Genomic DNA, 18,826 nt, shown 5'->3' with positions numbered 1-18,826 from the left:
ATCCGCACGGCCAGGGCCGGCGCACGCTCGTCCGCCGGCTCAGGACGCCACCCGAGACCCCCGCCCCCCGGGCGGGGCCCGGCGAAAGGACGCGATGCCATGTCGGAGGCTGCCTCCGCCCGGAGCCGTGCGGCGGCCCGTCACACGGCCGGACCGCTGCGCCCCCTGGAACCCATGCTGCGGACCTGGCTGCCACGGCAGCGCTGGTTCGCCGGAAAGGGCCGGGCCATCCACCGGATGCGCCTGGTCTCCGCCACCGAGGTACTGCCCCCCGTGGGCAGCTCCCCCGGCCTGCTCCACCTCCTCCTCGGCATCGACGAGGACTGCTACCAGCTGCTGCTGGGGCTCCGGCCCACCCTGCCGCCCGCCCTCGCCGCCACCCTGATCGGCCACGCCGGCTCGGGCCCCTACGCCGGGCTCACGGTCTACGAGGCGCTGGGCGACCCCCGGCTCGCCGCCCTGCTGCTGGAGCGCCTGCGGTCCCCGGGCCCGCTCGGCCCGCTGCGCTTCGGCCGGGACCCGGCCGCGCCCGTCCCCGCCGGACTGACCCCGCGCCCGCTCTCCGGAGAGCAGACGAACTCCTCCCTCATCTACGGAGATTCGTTCATCCTGAAGGTCTTCCGACGGGTGGGGCCCGGCCTCAACCCGGACCTGGAACTGCCCCGCGCCCTCGCCGGGGCGGGCTGCGCCCGGGTGCCCGCGCCCGTCGCCTGGTACGAGGCGGAGCTGCCCGACTCCGAACCGCTCACGCTCGGCGTGCTCCAGCCCTACCTGCGCGGTTCCGACGACGGATGGCAGCTGGCCCTGCGCCGGCTCGCCTCGGGGAACGGTTTCACCTCCGAGGCCCACGCCCTCGGCCGGGCCACCGCCGAGGTGCACTCCGCCCTGGCCCGGGCCCTGCCCACGGTGGCCCTGGGCCCGGAGCGCACCGCGCTGCTGGCCGCCGGGATGACGGCCCGACTGGCCGCCACCGCCCGGGAGGTGCCGGTCCTGCGCCCGTACGAGGCCGGCCTGCGGGCCGCCTTCGACGATCTGGCCGCGGCCCGGGGACTGTCGGTGCCCGCCCAACGGATCCACGGGGACCTGCACCTGGGGCAGACCCTGCGCACCACCGGCGGCGGCTGGTCCCTGATCGACTTCGAGGGGGAGCCCGCCCGGCCGCTCTCGGAACGCAGACGGCCCGAGCCGGCCGTCCGGGACATCGCCGGAATGCTGCGCTCCTTCGACTACGCGGCCCGCTCCCACCACCCCTTCGACCCGTCGTGGGCGGAATCCTGCCGGGACGCCTTCTGCTCGGGGTACGCCCGGACAACCGGGCGCGATCCGCGGGCCGACGCCGTGCTGCTGCGGGCCTACGAGACCGACAAGGCGGTCTACGAGACCCGGTACGAGGCCCGGCACCGGCCGGACTGGCTGCACGTGCCCCTGGCCGCGATCCGCCGGCTGGCGGGTGCCGGACCGGGACCGACCCCGTGACCCCGACGCGCGACCGCCGACCCCGGCGCCGCCAGCACGACCCCGTCATCGGGGCCTCGTGACCCGACCGGGCACCCCTGGTTCCCCTATTCCGCAAGGGACCCACCCGTCCCTTCCGGTTCCCTTTTATCCGCCTTTCTCGCCCTTTCGCTCCCGTCCCGATCACCCCGAGTACCCCGAGTGCCTCGACCCACCCCTTCACCCTTCATGCCCCACCCCTCTCCCCCGCCCCGCAGCCCGAGGAGGCCGCCCCCGTGAGCCCCGCTCAGCCGTCGACCGCCGCCGTCGAGACCGCCGCCGCAGCCGCCCCGCCCGTGGCGGACGGCCCCCGCACGCCCCCGGCCCGCCGCCGCACCGCCGCCCGCAACGGGGTGCGACCGGGCCCGGCCCTGGGCTCCGAGGACCGGGCCCGACTGCTGGAGGGCAGGCACCACGACCCGCACGCCCTGCTGGGGGCCCGGGTGCAGCGCGGCGGGGTGCTGTTCCGGGCCCTGCGACCGTACGCGAAGTCGGTCACCATCGTGGCCAAGGGGCTCCGGGCCCCGCTGCACGACGACGGCGACGGGCTGTTCTCCGGCCTGCTCCCGATCGCCGAGGTCCCCGACTACCGGCTCCTGGTGCGGTACGGGGACGAGGAGGCCACGGCCCCGGAGGAGGCCGACGAGATCGAACTCCACGACCCGTACCGCTTCCTGCCCGCCCTCGGCGGACTGGACCTGCACCTCATCGGCGAGGGCCGGCACGAGCAGTTGTGGAACGCCCTCGGGGCCCGGGTGATGGAGCACCAGGGGGTGACCGGGACCCGGTTCACGGTGTGGGCCCCCAACGCCCAGGGGGTCCGGGTCACCGGGGACTTCTGCCACTGGGACGGCACCGCCTCCCCGATGCGCTCGCTCGGCGGCACCGGCGTCTGGGAGCTGTTCCTGCCGGGGGTGGGCGAGGGGACGCTGTACAAGTTCGACATCGCGCGGCCGGACGGCTCGCACAGCCTGCGCGCCGACCCGATGGCCCGGCACACCGAGGTGCCCCCGGCCAACGCCTCGGTGGTCACGGTCTCCCACTACGCGTGGCGGGACGAGGAGTGGATGGCGGGCCGCACGGCCCGACCCGCCCACACCTCGCCGTTCTCGGTGTACGAGGTGCACCTGGCCTCCTGGCGGCCGGGGCTGAACTACCGACAGCTGGCCGAACAGCTCCCGGCCTACGTGAAGGAGCTCGGCTTCACGCACGTGGAGCTGATGCCGGTGGCCGAGCACCCCTTCGGCGGGTCCTGGGGCTACCAGGTGACGGGCTTCTTCGCTCCGACGTCCCGGATGGGCGGCCCCGACGACTTCCGCTTCCTGGTGGACTCGCTGCACCGGGCCGGGATCGGAGTGATCCTCGACTGGGTGCCGGCGCACTTCCCGCGCGACGAGTGGGCGCTGGCCGAGTTCGACGGACGGCCCCTGTACGAGCCCGCGGACCCGCTCCGGGCCGCGCACCCGGACTGGGGGACGCTGGAGTTCGACTACGGGCGCAAGGAGGTCCGCAACTTCCTGGTCTCCAACGCCGTGTACTGGTGCGAGGAGTTCCACCTGGACGGGCTGCGGGTGGACGCCGTGGCCTCGATGCTCTACCTGGACTACTCCCGGGAGGCGGGGCAGTGGTCTCCGAACGAGCACGGCGGCCGGGAGAACCTGGACGCGGTGGCCTTCCTCCAGGAGATGAACGCCACCGTCTACCGGCGCTGCCCGGGGGTGGTGACCATCGCCGAGGAGTCCACGGCCTGGGAGGGCGTGACCCGACCCACCGACGGCGGCGGGCTGGGCTTCGGACTGAAGTGGAACATGGGCTGGATGCACGACTCGCTGGAGTACGTCTCCCACGAGCCCGTGCACCGCAAGTACCACCACCACGAGATGACCTTCTCGATGGTGTACGCGTACAGCGAGAACTACGTGCTGCCGATCTCGCACGACGAGGTGGTGCACGGCAAGCGGTCGCTGGTGTCGAAGATGCCGGGCGACTGGTGGCAGCAGCGGGCCGGACACCGGGCGTACCTGGGCTTCATGTGGGGCCACCCCGGCAAGCAACTGCTCTTCATGGGGCAGGAGTTCGCCCAGGGCGCGGAGTGGTCGGAGGCCAGTGGGCCGGACTGGTGGCTGGTGGACCCGGCGTACGGGGCCTCCGCGGACCACCTGGGGATCCGCGGGCTGGTGCGGGACCTGAACCGGACGTACGGGCGGACCCCGGCGCTGTGGGAGCGGGACACCGTGCCGGAGGGCTTCGCCTGGGTGGCCGGGGACGCGGCCGAGGACAACGTCTTCGCGTTCCTGCGGTTCGCCGCGGACGGCTCCCCGCTGCTGTGCGTCAGCAACTTCGCGCCGGTGGTGCGGCACGACTACCGGCTGGGGGTGCCGGACGGGGTCCGGTCCTGGACCGAGGCCCTGAACACGGACTCGGGCCGGTACGGCGGCAGCGGGGTGGTCAACCGTGGCTGGATCCGGCCCGAGCCGATCGCCTCGCACGGCCGGGAGCTGAGCGTGCGGGTGACGCTGCCGCCGTTGTCGACGGTCTGGTTCCGGCCGGTGTGAGGGACGCCCGGGCGGCCGGGCGGGGCGGCCGCGGCGTCCGCCGCCCGCCCCGCCCGGCGGGCGTCCACGGGTCCGGGCCGACCCGGGACTGGTCCTGGCGGGTCGGGCCGGGGAGACTGGGTGCGGCGCGCGCGGAGGGGAACGGGACCCCGGCCCCCCGTGCGCGGGGGTCCCGTTCCGTACGGTGGCACGGGGGTTCGGGGGGTACCGGTTCAACGGGCTGAAGGATCCGGGGGAGACCGGCCGGAAATCGCCCCTCCGATTACCGGACAGTTGCGTAGTTAACGGCGCAAAGTGTCGAACGTCCTAGGATTTTCCTACGAGTTGTCGCCTTGGGTGAACAGACCGTAGTCGCCGTGGCCGGAACACTTCTACCGTGTGGCCGTGCACCCCAGCCCCCCCTTCAATGCCGCCGCCGCCCGCCGCCTGCGGGCCGCCCTGGGCATGGCCCCCGGCCACGTCGCCTACGGACTCGGCGCCCAGTACGGCCTCCAGGTCGCCCCGGAAACGATCATGGCCTGGGAGCGCGGGGACGCCTTCCCCAGCGCCGCCGAGATCACCGCGCTGGCGGGGGTGCTGTGGTGCTCCCCCGGCGAGCTGCTGGCCGAGCCCACCACCCTGCGCGAACACCGGATGGCCCGCGGGCTCAGCCCGGAGGACCTGGCCCGCCGGATCGGGGTGGACGCCGGCGCCTACCGCAAGATGGAGGACTCCGGCCGCTGGAAGGGGAACGAACGCCAGTCCGCGGCCCTGGCCCAGGTGCTCGGACTCCCCCTCCCCGCCTTCGTCACGGCCACCGGCAAGGCGGAGGAACTGGCCGAGGTGCTGCGCAGCGCGGTGACCACCCGCTGGCAGGCGTACCTCAAGCCGCTGACCAAACTGCTGCCGGTGCCCAAGCAGGAGCTGGAACGGGTGCTCGCGGTGATGCACGAGGAGTACCAGTCCACGATGGTGGCCACCCTGAGCTGGGGCGGCGGCGGGCAGACCGCCAACGGCGACGCCGGGCGGGCCTACCTGGACGGGATCAACGACCGCTTCTGGCAGCTGACCCGCGCGGCCCGCGGCTGACCGGAGCGGGCGGCGCGGGACCGGCCGGGACGCCCACCGGGCCCGCCGACCCCCGGCCGACCGGCCCGGTGGACCCGAGGGGCCACGGGCCCGAGGTCCCGCACCAGACCGCTCCCAGCCTCCTTCGAGCCCGCCACGGGAGGCTGTCGACGTGACCCTCCTCAAACCCGGCCCGGTACGCGGACGGCCCCGGCCCCTCCGCTCGGGAGGGAACCGGGGCCGTTCGGCGACCGGAAAGGGGCCGGAGGTCCCGCCGGGCGGGACCCTGGTCCCGGCGGCGCGGACCGCTCCTCGGCGCCCCGCGGGAGGCGCCCTAGAAGACGGACTCGGCCTCGTACATGCGGTCCTCGGGCACGGTCTTCAGCTCGGTGACGGCCGAGGCCAGCGGGGCCATCACGATGTCGGTGCCGCGCAGGGCGGTCATCTTGCCGAAGTCCCCGCGGTGGGCGGCCTCCACGGCGTGCCAACCGAAGCGGGTGGCGAGGACGCGGTCGTAGGCGGTGGGGGTGCCGCCGCGCTGCACGTGGCCGAGGATGACCGGGCGGGCCTCCTTGCCGAGGCGCCGCTCCAGCTCGACGGCGAGGCGGTTGCCGATGCCGGCGAAGCGCTCGTGGCCGTACTGGTCGATGGCGCCCTTCTCGTACGGCATGGAGCCCTCGGCCGGGTGCGCGCCCTCGGCCACGCAGATCACCGCGAACTTCTTCCCGCGTGCGAACCGCTCCTCCACCATCTTCACCAGGGCGTCCACCTCGAAGGGGCGCTCGGGGAGGCAGATCCCGTGGGCGCCGCCCGCCATGCCGGACTCCAGGGCGATCCAGCCCGCGTGCCGGCCCATCACCTCGACGACCATCACGCGCTGGTGGGACTCGGCGGTGGTCTTCAGCCGGTCGATGGCCTCGGTGGCCACGCCGACCGCGGTGTCGAAGCCGAAGGTGCGGTCGGTGGCGGAGATGTCGTTGTCGATGGTCTTCGGCACGCCGACCACCGGCATCCCGGCGTCGGAGAGCATCCGGGCCGCGGTCAGCGTGCCCTCGCCGCCGATCGGGATGAGGGCGTCGATGCCGTAGCGCCGGGCCAGCTCACCGGCGTTCTCGGCGGCCTCGTGGAGGCGGGCGCGCTCCATGCGGGCCGAGCCGAGGATGGTGCCGCCGCGGGCGAGGATGCCGCTGACGGCGTTGATGTCGAGGGGGCGGTGGTGGCCGTCGAGCAGGCCCTTGAAGCCGTCCTCGAAGCCGATGACTTCATCGCCGTGACCGACCACGGCCCGGTGCACGACCGACCGGATGACAGCGTTCAGGCCCGGGCAGTCGCCGCCTGCGGTGAGAACTCCGATACGCATCGTCCTGTGTCTCCTGCTCCTGGGTCGTACATGTGCGGATGTACTGGGCGTAGATGTGAAGCCTGTCCGATTGTTCCACGGGGCCCCGGACGGCCGCGCTTCCTGCTGAGCCGCCCGGAGGGCCTTTGGACCCTCCCGGACGGGCCCTTCTTCCGGCGGGCGCCCTATCCACCCGCGGAGGTATTGTCAAGAGGGCAAGCCCACACTATCGGGGAATTTCGACTCGCATATCCGCCGCCCACACGGCCGGCGAACACGGACGGAGAGCAGGCGTGACGCGCAGCGTGTACGTGACCGGCATCGACCGGGGGGACGGCCGCCAGGTCGTCGAGCTGGGGATCATGGAGCTGCTGGCCCGCCAGACCGGCCGGGTGGGCGTCTACCGACCCCTGCTGCACGACGGGCCCGACCGTCTGTTCGACCTCCTGAAGGCCCGGTACCGGCTGGAGCAGGACCCCGCCACCGCGCACGGCATGGAGTACCACGAGGCCACCGCCCTCCTCGCCGAACAGGGCCTGGACGAGCTGGTCTCCCGCCTCGTGGACCGCTACCACCGCGTGGCCCGCGCGTTCGACGTGGTGCTGGTGCTCGGCACCGACTACGCCGATACCAACCTCCCCGACGAGCTGGCCCTCAACGCCCGGCTCGCCAACGAGATGGGGGCCGTGGTCGTGCCCGTGGTCGGCGGCACCGCGCAGACCGCCGAGTCCGTGCGCGCCGAGGCCCGCAACGCCTACCGCGCCTACGAGGCCCTGGGCTGCCACGTCATCGCCCTGGTGGTCAACCGGGTGGCCGCGGCCGATCGGGAGGGCATCGCCGAACGCCTCGGCAGCCGGCTCCCGGTGCCCTGCTACGTCCTCCCCGACGACAAGTCCCTGTCGGCGCCGACCGTCGCCCAGATCACCCAGGCCCTCGGCGGCGAGGTGCTCCTCGGCGACGAGGCCGGACTGGCCCGCGACGCCCTCGACTTCGTCTTCGGCGGCGCCCACCTGCCCAACTTCCTCGGCGCCCTGACCCCCGGCTGCCTGGTCGTCACCCCCGGGGACCGCTCCGACCTGGTGGTGGGGGCCCTCGCCGCGCACACCTCCGGCACCCCGCCGATCGCGGGCGTGCTCCTCACCCTCAACGAGCGGCCCAGCCAGGACATCCTCACCCTGGCCTCCAAGCTGGCCCCGGGCACCCCGGTGGTCTCGGTGGCGGGGAACAGCTTCCCCACCGCCGCCGAACTCTTCGCCCTGCAGAGCCGACTGAACTCCGCGACCCCGCGCAAGCTGGAGACCGCCCTCGGTCTCTTCGAACGGCACGTGGACACCGCGGAGCTGCGCGACCGGATCTCGGTGGCCCGCTCCGACCGCGTCACCCCGATGATGTTCGAGCACGAGCTGCTGGAGCGGGCCCGCGCCGACCGCCGCCGGGTGGTGCTGCCCGAGGGCACCGAGGACCGGGTGCTGCGCGCCGCCGACGTGGTGCTGCGCCGCGGGGTCTGCGACCTGACCCTCCTCGGCGAGGAGCAGGCCATCCTCAAGAAGGCCGCGGACCTCGGCATCGACCTCTCCGGGGCCCAGCTGATCGACCCGCTGACCTCCCCCCTGCGGGAACGATTCGCCGAGTACTACGCCAAGGCCCGCGCCCACAAGGGCATGACCGTCGAGCTGGCCAACGACGTGGTCACCGACGTCAACTACTTCGGCACCCTGATGGTCCAGGAGGGCCTGGCCGACGGCATGGTCTCCGGCTCGGTGCACTCCACCGCCGCCACCATCCGCCCCGCCTTCGAGATCATCAAGACCAAGCCGGACGCCTCCATCGTCTCCTCGGTCTTCTTCATGTGCCTGGCCGACAAGGTCCTCGTCTACGGCGACTGCGCGGTCAACCCCGACCCGAACGCCGAGCAGCTGGCCGACATCGCGGTGCAGTCCGCCGCCACCGCCGCCTCCTTCGGCGTGGAGCCGCGGATCGCGATGCTCTCCTACTCCACCGGCACCTCCGGCACCGGCGCCGACGTGGACAAGGTCCGCAAGGCCACGGAGCTGGTCCGCGCCCAGCGCCCCGACCTGCTCATCGAGGGTCCGATCCAGTACGACGCCGCCGTGGACCCCTCGGTGGCCGCCACCAAGCTGCCCGGGTCCGAGGTGGCCGGGCGCGCGACCGTGCTGATCTTCCCCGACCTCAACACCGGCAACAACACCTACAAGGCCGTGCAGCGCTCGGCGGGCGCCGTCGCGGTCGGCCCGGTCCTGCAGGGTCTGCGCAAGCCGGTCAACGACCTGTCGCGCGGGGCGCTCGTCCAGGACATCGTCACCACGGTGGCCATCACCGCCATCCAGGCGCAGTCCCCCGGCACCCCCGCCGCCTGACCCCCTCCCCCACGAAGGAAAGACCCCCAACGTGACCGCATCGCGCGTACTCGTCCTGAACTCCGGCTCCTCGTCGGTGAAGTACCAGCTGCTCGACATGGCGGACCGGTCCCGACTGGCCGTCGGTCTGGTCGAGCGGATCGGTGAGGAGACCTCCCGGCTCGTCCACGAACCGCTCATCGGCGGCGGGGAGAAGCGGGAGCTGTCGGGCCCGATCGCGGACCACGGGGCGGCGCTGCGCGCGGTGGCCGCGGAGCTCGCCGCGGACGGGCTGGGGCTGGACTCCCCGGAGCTGGCCGCGGTCGGCCACCGGGTGGTGCACGGCGGGACCCGGTTCACCCGGCCCACCGTGATCGACGACGAGGTGCTCGCGGAGATCCGCAGCCTGGTGCCGCTGGCCCCGCTGCACAACCCGGCGAACATCACCGGCATCGAGGTGGCCCGGTCCCTGCGCGGGGACCTCCCACAGGTGGCGGTCTTCGACACGGCCTTCCACTCGACCATGCCGGAGTCCGCGGCCCGCTACGCCCTCGACGCCGCGACCGCCGAGAAGTACGCGGTGCGCCGCTACGGCTTCCACGGCACCTCGCACGCCTACGTCTCCCGGGCCACCGCCGCCCTGCTCGGCAAGGCCCCCGAAGAGGTCAACGTGATCGTCCTGCACCTGGGCAACGGGGCCTCGGCCTCCGCGGTCCGCGGCGGGGTGTGCGTGGACACCTCGATGGGGCTCACCCCGCTGGAGGGCCTGGTCATGGGCACCCGCTCGGGTGACCTGGACCCGGCCGTGATCTTCCACCTGGCCCGGGTGGGCGGCCTGTCGATCGACGAGATCGACGCGCTCCTCAACAAGAAGAGCGGCCTGCTCGGCCTGTGCGGGGACAACGACATGCGCGAGATCCTCCGGCGGGCCGGGGAGGGCGACGCCTCCGCGCGGCTGGCCTTCGAGACGTACGTGCACCGGCTGAAGAAGTACATCGGCGCCTACTCCGCGGTGCTCGGCCGGGTGGACGCGGTGGTGTTCACGGCCGGGGTCGGCGAGAACGCGGCCGCCGTGCGCGAAGCTGCGGTGGACGGTCTGGCCGAACTCGGCCTTGCGCTCGACCTGGAGGCCAATGCCGTGCGCTCCCCGGAGCCGCGGCTGATCTCGACCGAGTACGCCCGGGTCGCCGTCGCCGTGGTCCCGACCGACGAGGAGCTGGAGATCGCCACCCAGGTGTACGCGCTGGTTACCGCGTAGTTACTTGGACTTTCCGCCAGACGGAATATTCCGCTGTGAAACAAACCCGATAGGATCCGCTTCATGCGCCGTTCCAAAATCGTCTGCACGCTGGGCCCCGCCGTCGACTCGCTTGAGCAGCTGAAGGCTCTCATCGAGGCCGGTATGAACGTGGCCCGCTTCAATTTCAGCCACGGTTCCCAGGCAGAGCACCAGGAGCGGTACGACCGCGTCCGGCAGGCCCAGGCCGAGACCGGCCGCGCGGTCGGCGTCCTCGCCGACCTCCAGGGGCCGAAGATCCGCCTGGAGACCTTCGCCGAGGGCCCCGTGGAGCTGGTCCGCGGTGACGAGTTCACCATCACCACCGAGGACGTCCCCGGGGACAAGTCCATCTGCGGCACCACCTACAAGGGCCTGCCGGGCGACGTCTCCAAGGGCGACCCGGTCCTCATCAACGACGGCAACGTCGAGCTGCGCGTCGTCGAGGTCGAGGGCCCCCGGGTCAAGACCATCGTCGTCGAGGGCGGCGTCATCTCCGACCACAAGGGCATCAACCTGCCCGGCGCGGCCGTGAACGTCCCGGCCCTGTCCGAGAAGGACGTGGCCGACCTCCGCTTCGCGCTCCGGATGGGCTGCGACATGGTCGCCCTGTCCTTCGTCCGCGACGCCAACGACGTCAAGGACGTCCACAAGGTGATGGACGAGGAGGGCCGCCGGGTCCCCGTCATCGCCAAGGTGGAGAAGCCTCAGGCCGTGGAGAACATGGAGGCCGTGGTCGCGGCCTTCGACGCGGTCATGGTGGCCCGCGGGGACCTGGCGGTGGAGTATCCGCTGGAGAAAGTCCCGATGGTGCAGAAGCGCCTCATCGAGATGTGCCGCCGCAACGCCAAGCCGGTGATCGTCGCGACCCAGATGATGGAGTCGATGATCACCAACTCCCGGCCGACCCGCGCCGAGGCCTCCGACGTCGCCAACGCCATCCTCGACGGCGCCGACGCGGTCATGCTCTCCGCCGAGTCCTCGGTGGGCGCGTACCCGATCGAGACGGTCAAGACCATGTCGAAGATCGTCACCGCGGCCGAGGAGGAGCTGCTCTCCAAGGGCCTCCAGCCGCTGGTCCCGGGCAAGAAGCCGCGCACCCAGGGCGGTTCCGTGGCCCGCGCGGCCTGCGAGATCGCCGACTTCCTCGGCGGCGAGGCCCTCATCGCCTTCACCCAGTCCGGTGACACGGCCCGCCGGCTGTCGCGCTACCGCGCCACCCAGCCGATCCTGGCCTTCACCACCGACGAGAACACCCGCAACCAGCTCACCCTGAGCTGGGGCGTGGAATCGTACGTGGTCCCGCACGTGGCCACCACCGACGCCATGGTCGACCTGGTCGACGGGGAGCTGCTCAAGCTCCAGCGCTACAACCCCGGCGACACCATGGTCATCACCGCCGGTTCGCCCCCCGGCGTGCCCGGCACCACCAACATGGTCCGCGTGCACCACCTCGGTGGCGGAGAGCGCGACTGACGTCCGGCCGGCCGCCGGACACCCTGCCGCACAGGGACCGAGGGCGGCACCCCCCGACCGTGATGGTCGGGGGGTGCCGCCCTCGGCGCGTCAGGAGGTGCTCAGTCCACCCAGTTCTTCAGCCCCGGCACCGTCAGGGTGCCGCCGAACTGGCCCGCCTGCTTGAGCTTGACGCCCGTGAAGAACGCGAAGGGCACGTTCAACGGCGGCGGGGTGGCCGGACTGAAGGTGATGGGCACGATGCCGAAGAGGTTGCCCTTCAGCTCCTCGGTGTACATGGTCACCGTGCCGTCGCGGAAGGTTGAGGTGGAGCCGGACCGGGCCTTGACGTGGGTGACGTCGTCGCCGTCCACGACGGTCTGGTGCAGGTCCTTGATGTCGATCGAGGAGGCGGTGAACTTCAGCACCTTCTTGATCTTCCCGCCGGCCGTCTTGACCTCCACGATCCCGTGGTAGTCCAGGCCGTACAGGGTGAGCAGCGAGCTGTCCAACAGCCAGGGGTCGTCCGGCAGCAGCGGGACACCGGTCTCCAGTTCGGCGTTGGCCAGGGCCTCCGGGTCGGGGGTGGGGCAGGGGAACGGCTTCTTGCCGTCCTCGTCCGCTTCCTCCTCCTTCTCCTCGGCCTTGTCGCGGCCGGTCTCGTCGCGCGGCTCGGTCTCGGTCTTCTTGACCTCGTCCGCCAGCTCCTCGGTCCGGGCGCCGGCCTTGCGGGCGGCCTCGCGGATCGCGTCCGCCGTGGGGTCGGGCTCGGGGGTGCGCTCGGGCTGCCGCGCCTCCTTCTCCTCCCCCGCCTTCTCCTCGTCGCCCGCCTTCCCGCCGGCCTTCTCGCCGTCTCCGGCGGGCTCCGGGGTCCGGGTGAGCGGACGGCCCAGCTCGTCGAAGAAGTCCTTGATGCGGTCGCCGACCCCGAGGGGGTCGAGCGGGTCGCGCACCTCGGCCGTGGGCTTGTCGGCCGTGGGCTTCTCGGGCGCGGGGGGCTTCTCCGCCTCGGGGGAGTTCGACGCGGAGGCCGAGGGCGAGGGCCCGGGGCGGTCCGGTTCGGGCTTCCCGCTCTCCCCCGGTGTGGGAGTGGCGGTGGGCGTGACGCCCGGCGAGGGCTCCGCCTCGGGGGACTTCGAGGCCGAGGGGGACGGGGATTCCGACTCCACCGGCTCGTCCGACCGGGTCACGCAGGGCCCGGGGGCGAAGGGGATGTCCTTGTCGTCGGCCAGGGCCAGCTTCGGGGCCATCCCCATGCCGACGATCACGGCCGTCGGCATGGCCGCCAGGGCCAGGGCCTTGCCGGCGGGTATCTGGAGCTTGGTCAGCAGCGACTTCCTGGGCGCCGCGTGTCGCGGGCCCTTCTTCACACGGGACTCTGCGCCTGGGGCCACGGCCCGCTGCGTCTCGTCACCCCGCACTGTTCCTCCCGCCATTGGCGTGGGCAGTCGTCTCGGTCGCACCGGGCTTCTCGAACGAGACGCTCCGGGCGTGCTCGTACGGGGCCGCGTGCGGGTCCGTTTCCGGGCCGGGGGCCGGGGCCGCGTCCGCGTCGACGGATTCCTCCGCCTCGTCCACGGGCACGCCGGGCGCCCAGGAGAGCGCGAGGGCACCGCCGAGGAGGGCGCACAGGAAGCCCATGAAGAAGCCGCCGACGTTCGAGACCGGCAGCGAGACCAGGGCCAGCAGGATCGCCGCCACCCCGGCGAAGATCCGGATGCTCTGCTGGAACCAGAGGGCGAGTCCGAGCGTCCACAGCAGTACGCCGATGATCAGCGAACCGGCCCCCGCGGTGGTCGACATGGCGATGGTGATGTTGCCGAGCCGCACGTCCGCGTAGGGGAAGTAGGCGATCGGGACGCCGCCGAGCAGGGTGAACAACCCGGCCCAGAAGGGCCGCTGCCCCCGCCACTCACGGAACTTCATCTTCCCGAGGGCGAGCCAGTGCATGTCTTCGTGGGAACCCGGGGTCTCGGCGTTCATGGACAACAGCTCCCTGGAAACGGTGGTACGGAGAACTACGTGAAGTGAGTGCGCCGGAGCGGGCGGACAGCCGCGGGCGTCCGTCCGCCCGCCCGGCTCACGGGATCAGCTCACCGGCCGGAGGGCCTAGTAGCAGGGGTCGTTGCCCATGACGAGCTGCAGGTTGAGGTTGCTCAGCTTGAACGTGCCGGCCGTGGTGGCCCAGGCACGCTGCTTGACGCCCTCGAGGATCGCCACCTCCGCGCGCTGCGAGAAGGCGTACGGGTTCTTGACCGTGCCGGCCTGCGGCTTGGTCTTGTGGCTCGCGTCGCCGACGGCCACGCCGATGTCGAGGTTCTTGAACGTGGACACCGAGGTGTCCAGGTCCGCGACGTCGAGGTAGATGTTGTCGGCGACCGCCGGGGCACCCTTGTGGCCCGCGCGGAGCTTCATCGTGACGTTGCCGAGGCCGGGCACCGGGGTGACCAGCGACTGGCACATGTTGGTGATGTTGGCCTGCTTGAAGCCGGAGATCGTGACCGGGTGGGCGGCCTTGTTGCCCTCCATGTCATGACCCTGGGCGATCCCGCCGTACTGGATGAGGTCGTAGCCCTCCAGCTTGTCGGCGGTGACCTTGAAGTCCTGGCCGGAGACGCTGAACGACGCGGCCAGCGCACCCTGCGCGAGACCGACGCCGACCGCCGCCGTGGCGGCGATGCTCGGCACCATGACCAGAGCGAAGCGCTTCCATCTGGTCCCGCCACGAACCTGGGAACTCATGTGTTTCCTCCTTCTCGGACGTACATCTCCGGTCCGGGTCGAGCCCGTCCTGGGATGGGAGAAGTGCTACGTCCTCGGAGGAGCGCAAGCGGCCGAGGCGGCGCGAACCGCGACTGGATCACCGGCGACCACCCCCGAGCGACAACCACTTGGCCGTGCGGTGCACGGCCGGAGGACAGGCCCCGCCGTCGGCGGAGACCCCCCTGTCCAGGCCGGTGTTCATGCCACCGGCCGCCCGGTGGGGACCCATCGGTGTGTGATGGACCGAGCGTGGCCGATCGTGGTGCATTCACGGCCGGGGCACAAGGGGGTTCGTTACTGGCTAGTAACGGCTCGATAACCACAACTTGTCCACGGCACGTCGAGCGGCCACACAGGGTGGCACCTTTGGCCACGACAGATCGGGAGGAGGAATGGCAAACCGGGCAGTTCCCGGAGTTCGATTTACTGCGAGTAACAGCGGCCGCGATTACCAAGTTTTGGTAAAGCGCGGCCGTTGTTTGTCTCGGTGTCAACAGGAAGCGGTCGCCCCGGTACCGCCTCTCGGGCGGCCCGGGGAGCGGACCGGAGGGCTCAGAAGAGCACGCGTGCCAGGGCCGTACGGGCCGCGCCCACGCGCGGATCGTCCGCCCCGATGACCTCGAACAGCTCCAGCAGGCGCAGGCGTACCGCGTCCCGATCCTCACCGAAGGTCACGCGCACGGTGTCGACCAGGCGACCGAAGGCGTCCTCGACGTGCCCGCCGACCAGGTCCAGGTCGGCGGCGGCGATCTGCGCGGCCGGGTCCTTGGGGTTCTCCGCCGCGGCGGCGCGCACCGCCTGCGGGTCCATGTCCTGGACGCGCACGAGGAGTTCGGCCTGCGCCAGGCCCAGCTTGGCCTCGGTGTTGCCGGGGTCGTCGACGAGCACGTTCTTGTACGCCCGCACCGCTCCGGCGAGGTCCCCGGCGTCCAGGGCGTCCACGGCGGCGGAGAGCAGGGCGTCGTACGGGCCCGCGGGCGCGGCGGACGGGACCGGGGCCCCTTCGGCCGCCGGGTCCACGGCGATGCCGGTGAGGCCGAAGCGCTCCTCGGCCACCTGGATCAGCTGGGCCAGGGTGGCGCGGATCTCCGCCTCGGGGGCGGCGCCCTGGAAGAGCGGCAGGGCCTGACCGGCCACCACCGCGAAGACGGCGGGGATGCCCTGGATGCCGAACTGCTGCATCAGCATCTGGTTGGCGTCCACGTCGATCTTGGCGAGGACGAAACGGCCGTTGGCCTCGACGGCGAGGCGCTCCAGCAGGGGGCCGAGCTGCTTGCAGGGCTCACACCACTCGGCCCAGAAGTCGATGACGACCGGGACCTCCGCGGAGCGCTGCAGCACATCCCGCTCGAAACCGGCCTCGTCTACGTCGATGACCAGGGCGGACGGAGGTACGGCGGCGGTGCCGCCCTGACGCGCGGACTCGGCCCGCGCCTGCTCGGCCTTCGCCTTGGCCTCGCCGGCCGCCTTCACCGCGGCGAGGTCGACCACACCGCTCATGGACATGTTTCTGGGCTGCATGCGTACATCCTCCCCCCTGCGCGCGCGGCCGCGAAAAGACCGGCCGAAAACTCCCCCTCCGAAGGCCGGTTGCACCGGCCGGCCGACCCCCGGAAGGGACCTGAAAAGACCCCGCGGACGGGGCCCGTGAGCGTCCGTGCCGGGTCCCCACCCGGCACATGTGGTTGTCACTCTTACGCTACGAGTCGTAGCGTAACTGCTCCCCCCGGCGGCGCGCCCCGTGATGTGGGCCACAGGAGGTATTCCTACCGACGGGTATGGTCACCGCCATGCACAGAGCCCCCGCCCGGACCGGCCGCCCCCGCAGCGCCGCCGCGGACGCCGCGATCCTGGCCGCGACCCGCGAGGCGCTCGTCGAACTGGGCTGGTCGAAGCTGACCCTGAGCGACGTCTCGGCCCGCGCCGGGGTGGCCAAGACCACCCTGTACCGGCGCTGGGCGGGCAAGAGCGAGCTGGTCGTGGACGCGGTGGCGGAGCTGTTCGACGCGCTGGAGCTGCCCGACCGGGGCTCCCTGGAGGCGGACATCGAGTACGTGGTGCTCCAGTTCGCCACGCTGCTGCGCCGGCCGGAGACCCGTACGGCGCTGATGGCCGTGGTCGCCGAGTCCACCCGCGACGAGGCGCTGCGGGACCGGATCCGCTCGGCGATCGTGGACCGGCAGAAGCACCTGGTGGTGCTGGGGCGGCAGCGGGCGCAGGCGCGCGGGGAGCTGCCCCCGGAGGAGGAGGGCGACGGGGCCGGGGAGACCACGGACCTGATCTTCGACGTGATCGCGGGCACCGTGGTGCACCGGGCCCTGGTCAGCGCGGAGCCCGTGGACGAGCTGTGGGTGGCCACCTTCACGGCGCTGCTGATGCACGGGCTGAAGGGCGCGGTCCAGGGGTGACCGCGCCCTTCGGAGGCGCCTTTCGGGCCGGGGCGCCGGGCCGGATCCGCGGGCGGCGGTCCGGGACCCGGCGAGGGGATCGCTAGAAGCCCGGGGGCTCGGTGTAGGTGCCCCACTCGTCCCGGAGGGTGTTGCAGATCTCGCCGAGGGTGGCCTCGGCCCGGACGGCGTCCAGCATCGCCGGGATCATGTTGGAGCCGTCCCGGGCGGCGGCGAGCATGGCGCCGAGGGCGGCGGTGACGGCGGCGTCGTCGCGACGGGCCTTGCGGTCGGCGAGGACGCGGACCTGCTCGCGCTCCACCTCGTGGCTGACCCGGAGGATCTCCAGGTCGCCGGTGACGGAGCCGTTGTGGACGTTGACGCCGACGACGCGCTTGTCGCCCTTCTCCAGGGACTGCTGGAAGCGGAAGGCGGATTCGGCGATCTCGCCGGTGAACCAGCCGTCCTCGATGCCGCGCAGGATCCCGGAGGTGACGGGCCCGATGGGGTGCTTGCCGTCGGGGTGGGCGCGCAGTCCGCGCTCCTTGATCTGCTCGAAGATCTTCTCGGCGTCGGCCTCGATGCGGTCGGTGAGCTGCTCGACGTACCAGGAACCGCCGAGCGGGTCGGCGACGTTGGCGACGCCGGTCTCCTCCATGAGCACCTGCTGGGTGCGCAGGGCGATCTCGGCGGCCTGCTCGCTGGGGAGGGCGAGGGTCTCGTCGAGGGCGTTGGTGTGCAGGGAGTTGGTGCCGCCGAGGATGGCGGAGAGGGCCTCGACGGCGGTGCGGACCACGTTGTTGTAGGGCTGCTGCGCGGTGAGGGAGACCCCGGCGGTCTGGGTGTGGAAGCGGAGCCACATGGCCTTGTCGCTGGTGGCGCCGTAGACCTCCTTCATCCAGCGGGCCCAGATCCGGCGGGCGGCGCGGAACTTGGCGATCTCCTCGAAGAAGTCGAGGTGGGCGTCGAAGAAGAAGGACAGGCCGGGGGCGAAGACGTTGACGTCCAGGCCGCGGGAGAGGCCCAGTTCGACGTAGCCGAAGCCGTCGGCGAGGGTGTAGGCCAGCTCCTGGGCGGCCGTGGCCCCGGCCTCGCGGATGTGGTAGCCGGAGACGGAGAGCGGCTTGTAGGCGGGGATGCCCCGGGCGCAGTACTCCATGAGGTCGCCGATGAGCCGCAGGTGCGGCTCGGGCTCGAAGAGCCACTCCTTCTGGGCGATGTACTCCTTGAAGATGTCCGTCTGGAGGGTGCCGTTGAGGACGGACGGGTCGACGCCCTGTCGTTCGGCGGCGACCAGGTACATGCAGAAGGCCGGGACGGCGGGCCCGCTGATGGTCATGGAGGTGGTGACGTCGCCGAGGGGGATGTCCTTGAAGAGGACCTCCATGTCGGCGGCGGAGTCGATGGCGACGCCGCAGTGGCCGACCTCGCCGAGGGCGCGCGGGTCGTCGGAGTCGCGGCCCATGAGGGTGGGCATGTCGAAGGCCACGGAGAGTCCGCCGCCGCCCGCCTCCAGGATCATCTTGTAGCGCTCGTTGGTCTGCTCGGCGTTGCCGAAGCCCGCGAACTGCCGGATGGTCCAGGTGCGGCCCCGGTAGCCGGTGGCGTGCAGACCGCGGGTGTAGGGGTACTCCCCCGGCCACCCGATGCGCTCGAAGCCCTCGTACGTGTCCCCCGGCCGCGGCCCGTACACGGGCTCGACGGAATCGCCGGAGAGAGTGGTGAAGTCGGCGTCCCGCTTGCGGGCCCGGTCGTAACGGGCCTGCCAGCGGAGGCGGCCCTGCTCGATGGCGTCAGCGTCCATGCCTTCGAATTTACTAGGACGTCCTAGTAAATGTCGATGGCGAACCGCGTGACGGTGAGCACCGGATGAGCGCGACCCCCTTCCGGACCCGCGGCGGCGCGCTGCGGACCGGTCGGGAGGGTGCCAAGGTGGACATCAGGACTCATGTACTCGGGGCACTCGGGGTGCGAGGAGGCCGGCCGTGAGGACACCGGGAAGGCTCGGGACGGCGGAAGGGCCGCGGACGCCGCGGACCGGGAGCGGGCGACTGCGCCGGGCCTGGGCGGCCGCGGTGGCCGCCGGGCTGCTGGCGGCGCCGGTGGCGGCGGGCGCGGGGGCCGCGCAGGCGGCGGGGGCGCCCGCGGCCGGG

General features: G+C 72.3%; 13 protein-coding genes. 7 read left to right on the top strand and 6 right to left on the bottom strand.

Annotation, left to right across the window (positions count from 1 at the left end):
* Positions 1-99: 99 nt before the first annotated feature.
* From ABTZ17_RS25560 to ABTZ17_RS25550, 3 genes are all read left to right on the top strand, one after another.
* The gene (locus ABTZ17_RS25560) at positions 100-1,476 is read left to right on the top strand and encodes a maltokinase N-terminal cap-like domain-containing protein (RefSeq protein WP_352198049.1); all 1,377 of its coding nucleotides are present in this window, start codon (positions 100-102) and stop codon (positions 1,474-1,476) included.
* 254 nt (positions 1,477-1,730) lie between these two features.
* Positions 1,731-4,049: a 1,4-alpha-glucan branching enzyme gene (gene glgB / locus ABTZ17_RS25555; protein ID WP_502994843.1), complete on the top strand. Its 2,319-nt coding sequence runs from the start codon at positions 1,731-1,733 to the stop codon at positions 4,047-4,049.
* A gap of 378 nt (positions 4,050-4,427) precedes the next feature.
* Complete coding sequence (locus ABTZ17_RS25550; RefSeq protein ID WP_502994842.1) at positions 4,428-5,117, top strand: helix-turn-helix domain-containing protein; 690 nt, start codon at positions 4,428-4,430, stop codon at positions 5,115-5,117.
* Positions 5,118-5,430: 313 nt separating this feature from the next.
* Here the strand turns inward: ABTZ17_RS25550 and ABTZ17_RS25545 are convergent, their stop codons facing one another.
* A complete protein-coding gene (locus ABTZ17_RS25545; protein WP_352198047.1) occupies positions 5,431-6,456 on the bottom strand; it encodes an ATP-dependent 6-phosphofructokinase in 1,026 nt (341 codons plus the stop codon).
* Positions 6,457-6,728: 272 nt separating this feature from the next.
* On the opposite strand from ABTZ17_RS25545, the gene pta reads away from it, so the two are divergent.
* The 3 genes from pta to pyk all read left to right on the top strand — a co-directional run bounded on the left by pta (position 6,729) and on the right by pyk (position 11,544).
* On the top strand, positions 6,729-8,813 hold the full coding sequence (gene pta, locus ABTZ17_RS25540; protein WP_352198046.1) for a phosphate acetyltransferase: 2,085 nt from the start codon (positions 6,729-6,731) through the stop codon (positions 8,811-8,813).
* 31 nt (positions 8,814-8,844) lie between these two features.
* Positions 8,845-10,050, top strand: coding sequence for an acetate kinase (locus tag ABTZ17_RS25535; RefSeq protein ID WP_352198045.1), 1,206 nt, complete (start codon positions 8,845-8,847; stop codon positions 10,048-10,050).
* Between the two features lie 63 nt (positions 10,051-10,113).
* A complete protein-coding gene (gene pyk / locus ABTZ17_RS25530; RefSeq protein WP_352198044.1) occupies positions 10,114-11,544 on the top strand; it encodes a pyruvate kinase in 1,431 nt (476 codons plus the stop codon).
* A 101-nt stretch (positions 11,545-11,645) separates the two neighbouring features.
* Here pyk and ABTZ17_RS25525 read toward each other — a convergent pair whose 3' ends face one another.
* The 4 genes from ABTZ17_RS25525 to ABTZ17_RS25510 form a co-directional block, all read right to left on the bottom strand.
* A complete protein-coding gene (locus ABTZ17_RS25525) occupies positions 11,646-12,944 on the bottom strand; it encodes a hypothetical protein (RefSeq protein ID WP_352198043.1) in 1,299 nt (432 codons plus the stop codon).
* Complete coding sequence (locus ABTZ17_RS25520) at positions 12,934-13,506, bottom strand: DUF6114 domain-containing protein (protein WP_352198042.1); 573 nt, start codon at positions 13,504-13,506, stop codon at positions 12,934-12,936. The genes ABTZ17_RS25525 and ABTZ17_RS25520 overlap by 11 nt, the downstream gene beginning before the upstream one ends.
* Before the next feature lie 126 nt (positions 13,507-13,632).
* Positions 13,633-14,265, bottom strand: coding sequence for a DUF6230 family protein (locus ABTZ17_RS25515; protein WP_352198041.1), 633 nt, complete (start codon positions 14,263-14,265; stop codon positions 13,633-13,635).
* Positions 14,266-14,838: 573 nt separating this feature from the next.
* Positions 14,839-15,807, bottom strand: coding sequence for a tetratricopeptide repeat protein (locus ABTZ17_RS25510; RefSeq protein ID WP_352198040.1), 969 nt, complete (start codon positions 15,805-15,807; stop codon positions 14,839-14,841).
* A 257-nt stretch (positions 15,808-16,064) separates the two neighbouring features.
* On the opposite strand from ABTZ17_RS25510, the gene ABTZ17_RS25505 reads away from it, so the two are divergent.
* Positions 16,065-16,694: a TetR/AcrR family transcriptional regulator gene (locus tag ABTZ17_RS25505; RefSeq protein ID WP_502994841.1), complete on the top strand. Its 630-nt coding sequence runs from the start codon at positions 16,065-16,067 to the stop codon at positions 16,692-16,694.
* 82 nt (positions 16,695-16,776) lie between these two features.
* On the opposite strand, the gene icmA is transcribed toward ABTZ17_RS25505, so the two are convergent.
* Positions 16,777-18,477, bottom strand: coding sequence for a coenzyme B12-dependent isobutyryl-CoA mutase large subunit (icmA, locus tag ABTZ17_RS25500; protein ID WP_352198038.1), 1,701 nt, complete (start codon positions 18,475-18,477; stop codon positions 16,777-16,779).
* Positions 18,478-18,826 lie beyond the last annotated feature (349 nt).

The organism is Streptomyces sp. NPDC097619 (genome assembly GCF_040302735.1).
Classification (GTDB): Bacteria; Actinomycetota; Actinomycetes; order Streptomycetales; family Streptomycetaceae; genus Streptomyces.
The sequence above is the reverse complement of the archived record's forward strand: the minus strand, read 5'-3'. Positions and strand labels throughout refer to the sequence as shown.